Origin of the sequence: Mycobacterium sp. 852002-40037_SCH5390672 (assembly GCF_001665875.1) — a bacterium.
Taxonomy (GTDB): domain Bacteria; phylum Actinomycetota; class Actinomycetes; order Mycobacteriales; family Mycobacteriaceae; genus Mycobacterium.
In genome coordinates this window covers 1-3,149 of the sequence record NZ_LZTA01000111.1, presented here as the reverse complement: position 1 = coordinate 3,149, position 3,149 = coordinate 1, and the positions used below count along the sequence as shown (strand labels likewise).

General features: G+C 59.4%; 4 protein-coding genes. All 4 read right to left on the bottom strand.

The window, feature by feature from the left end; translation table 11 throughout:
- A partial coding sequence (locus A5782_RS25795; protein WP_155267907.1) for an S-adenosylmethionine synthetase N-terminal domain-containing protein occupies positions 1–95 on the bottom strand: 95 nt, incomplete at its 3' end.
- A gap of 490 nt (positions 96–585) precedes the next feature.
- Entirely contained in the window at positions 586–1,269 is a 684-nt protein-coding gene (locus A5782_RS21140; protein ID WP_067104052.1) for a class I SAM-dependent methyltransferase, read from the bottom strand.
- A 707-nt stretch (positions 1,270–1,976) separates the two neighbouring features.
- Positions 1,977–2,873: a mycobacterial-type methylenetetrahydrofolate reductase gene (locus A5782_RS21135; RefSeq protein ID WP_067104051.1), complete on the bottom strand. Its 897-nt coding sequence runs from the start codon at positions 2,871–2,873 to the stop codon at positions 1,977–1,979.
- A gap of 102 nt (positions 2,874–2,975) precedes the next feature.
- A partial coding sequence (locus A5782_RS25790; RefSeq protein WP_197694299.1) for an adenosylhomocysteinase occupies positions 2,976–3,149 on the bottom strand: 174 nt, incomplete at its 5' end.

The window sequence follows — 3,149 nt, the reverse complement described above, 5'->3', positions numbered from 1 at the left end:
GCGTCGAGGACCGAGTCGCTGATCGCGTCACAGATCTTGTCGGGATGTCCCTCAGTCACCGACTCACTGGTAAACAGACGACCCTTTTCGCTCACAATCCCAATCCCTCCTAGTTAATCTGCAAGAGCCGCAAACCACCTCAAGACCCGCGTGATCAATAACCCGGTGGTGAACGACTCGCTCAATAACGCCGGTAGTCCTCGATGCACTGAGAATCCTTCTGCGCGAATTGCAATTCGGTTGTCTCTCCGGCAATCCCGCCTAGATCCGGGCCACGGTGACGATAAGTGGCCCTTGCGCCTCAACCGCTGCACAAACCTGGAACCAGGCACCATACTCAGTCGCATGTCGGGTATGGGTTTATGCCCTCAGTGCGGAACGCGGCCAGAGTTTTAATGCCGTCCATCCGGCCCAGCGTGTGTCACAGTTGCCGCTGTTGATGGACGCGCACCTGACGGCTGCTACCCCCGATGCGTAAGGGGACATGCCACCGTTGCCGCAATGTGCGCGCCACCACGCAACAGCGTTCATAAACGGGTCGGGGCCATAGTCGCTGTGTCCCTTCGCGACGTATAGCGGCCTTTATCAGTGGCGGTGTGCACTGACCAGCCACGCCGGTAGTTGCGCACGACCGTCCTGTCCGATAGTGACATTGCGGTATTCGAAACCTTCGGGCAACACAGTCGGGACGTTGATCCAGGCGCGTGCGGGTTGGATGTCATCCACAACGAGGTGCTCACCGACGATGGAACGCAATTGGCGCTCAGTGAACGGACGCGGGCCGAAATCAGCATCGGGTGGGAATGCCTCGGTGGCGAAGACAAGAGCGAAAAATCGGCCCCCTGGTTTCAGCGCGCGTGCGCTGGATTCAACGTACGCGTGTCTGAGGCCTTCAGGCAGGCAGTGAAACAGCAGACCGTCGATAATGGTGTTGAAGTGCTTTTCATAGCCGGTCGATTTGCTCAGGTCGGCCACGTCGAACTTCACAGGCAGGCCCCGCTGCGCTGCTGCTTGCGTCGCCCGTTCAATGGCGCTGACCGACCGATCCAACCCGACAACCTCATACCCTTTTTCGGCCAACGCCAATGACGTAACTCCCAGGCCGCATCCGGAGTCCAACACGGGTCCCTCAAAAAGGCCTTTACGTTCAAGGTCAGCTAAAGCGGGCTGCAACTCGCCAATATTCCACCCAGGGTTTCCAGGAGCGTATGACGCCTTCCCGTCATACAGTTCATCCCAATCCACAGTGTTTACATTAAAGGTAGGCATGCTGACCGAGTTTAGATAAGTAGCGTCGCTGCCCGCAACACCGTGAGGGCTATTTAATACCGTTGTCACACAATTACTTCCCCCTATCGCCCCTTTCTATCAAGCGCCTCGGAAGAAGCTGATATTTTTCGTAGAGTTTGACATTCTCTAGCCGGAAGAAGACGGGTCGCCAATTCTCTCTTTCTGCCAATTCGCTCCCGAGAACCTGGGCATTCCCGAAGAGCCACCCTATATGGGCGGAGCACCCCAGCGGGCGCGATAAGCTGTGGTGATACCGCCGAGCGTCCGGATGAAGGCACACTCACAGCCGAAGGCTAAGTATGGCGCGGCCGATAGCCGGTCAAACGTCGCAAGTTAAGGGCGGTCGTAGGCAGCGCACGTTCGCAACGAGCCATTCGTTATGGCTGGGATTTTGCTTACATGACGTCCCCGCGCCGCAGAGATCTCAGCCTCGCTAGGAACCAAGAGCACCTACCGTAAGCGATTATCGGCGGCGCAGAAAATGTTTAAGCGTCGCCGTGACTCCGATGAAAAATTGAGTACACATTATGTGGCCGGCACCGGCTGGGAAGAAAGCACCGGCTCCTTACGGTCGCGCGAATGTTTTGATGAGGCTTCTCGGCTAGTTTCGGCGGCCGGCGTGGTGGCTTTGCCGGTCGGGCCGACCGCTCCCCCGGCTAAACCGCACCGCGCTACCAGCCTGGGTGCTAGCGCGGCCCGCCGGGTGACCAGAAAGAGAGCATCTCGGCGAACGTCTGGAACGCCGGTCCCGACACGCCGTAGGTGGCTTCCAGATGGATGCTCAGCGGGAAGCCAAGCTCGACGACGCCATCGATCACGCGTTTGTACAAATCCACCACAAGACGGCGCTTCTCTATCGGTTCGCTGCCGGCTAGCCTCCTGACGAAAGCCTGCTCATTGGCGACGGCGGCATTTCCGGGATCCTGAATTAGCCAATTGATCAGTCCGACACGGGTTTCGAGCTTCGGCACGAAACCGAACGAGAGCAGCACTTCGGGCCGATGGTCGCTGCTCTGGGCGAAGTCGGCCAGGAACCCGACGATCGCGTCGGAATACAACAACTGTGTCATGCCATAGGTGGCACCTCGGTCGCACTTGAAGGTGAACCGGGCCTGCTCCCCCTCGCGTGTCGGGATCAGGATTACGCCGCGGTTGTGCACCAGATCCCTGTAGATCGACAGTGCGTCGGTAGGCGCGACGCCGGAACCCTCGCCGTCATTCATCGTGCGCGGAACGCCGACGAATACCACACCGTCCATGCCGGCTCCGCATAAGTCGCAGAGGCGGTTACTCAGTGACGACTCATCCATGAAGGAGGTGACCTGGGTGCACAGTCCGTGGACCCCGGGCAGCTCCCGTTTGATAATCGACCAGAAGTCGAGCACATCCAGCTTCTGTTGCATCGGGACCGGTCGGTCGTCGTCCTCGGCGATCATGCCCGGGATTGTCACGTGCCGAATCCAACCGTCGAGACCGAAATCGCTGGAATACTGCGCCACTTTGCGTGCTTCCTCGAACGCCCGCTCACGACCGCCTTCCACATTTGGCGGCACCAACTCGAGTGCGACCGTGTTGAGAGTCATACGGCTCCTGTTCGTGCTGAGGACCTGGGCCACAGGCGCGCGCCCACCCGGCTTATGCGCACCACACATCGACGCTGGTGTGCTCGGTGATGGTCCACCGGCTCAGTAGCGGTAGTGGTCGGCCTTGTAGGGGCCGTCGACGTAGACGCCGATGTATTCGGCCTGCTCCTTGGTGAGCTTGGTCAGCTGGCCACCGAGCGCCTCCACGTGGATGCGGGCCACCTTCTCGTCGAGGTGCTTGGGCAGCCGGTAGACCTCGTTGTCGTACTCGTCGTT

Coding starts and splice junctions, on each gene's coding strand:
- A5782_RS21140 (WP_067104052.1), bottom strand. CDS start 1,269: ATGCCTACCTTTAATGTAAACACTGTGGATTGGGATGAACTGTATGAC.
- A5782_RS21135 (WP_067104051.1), bottom strand. CDS start 2,873: ATGACTCTCAACACGGTCGCACTCGAGTTGGTGCCGCCAAATGTGGAA.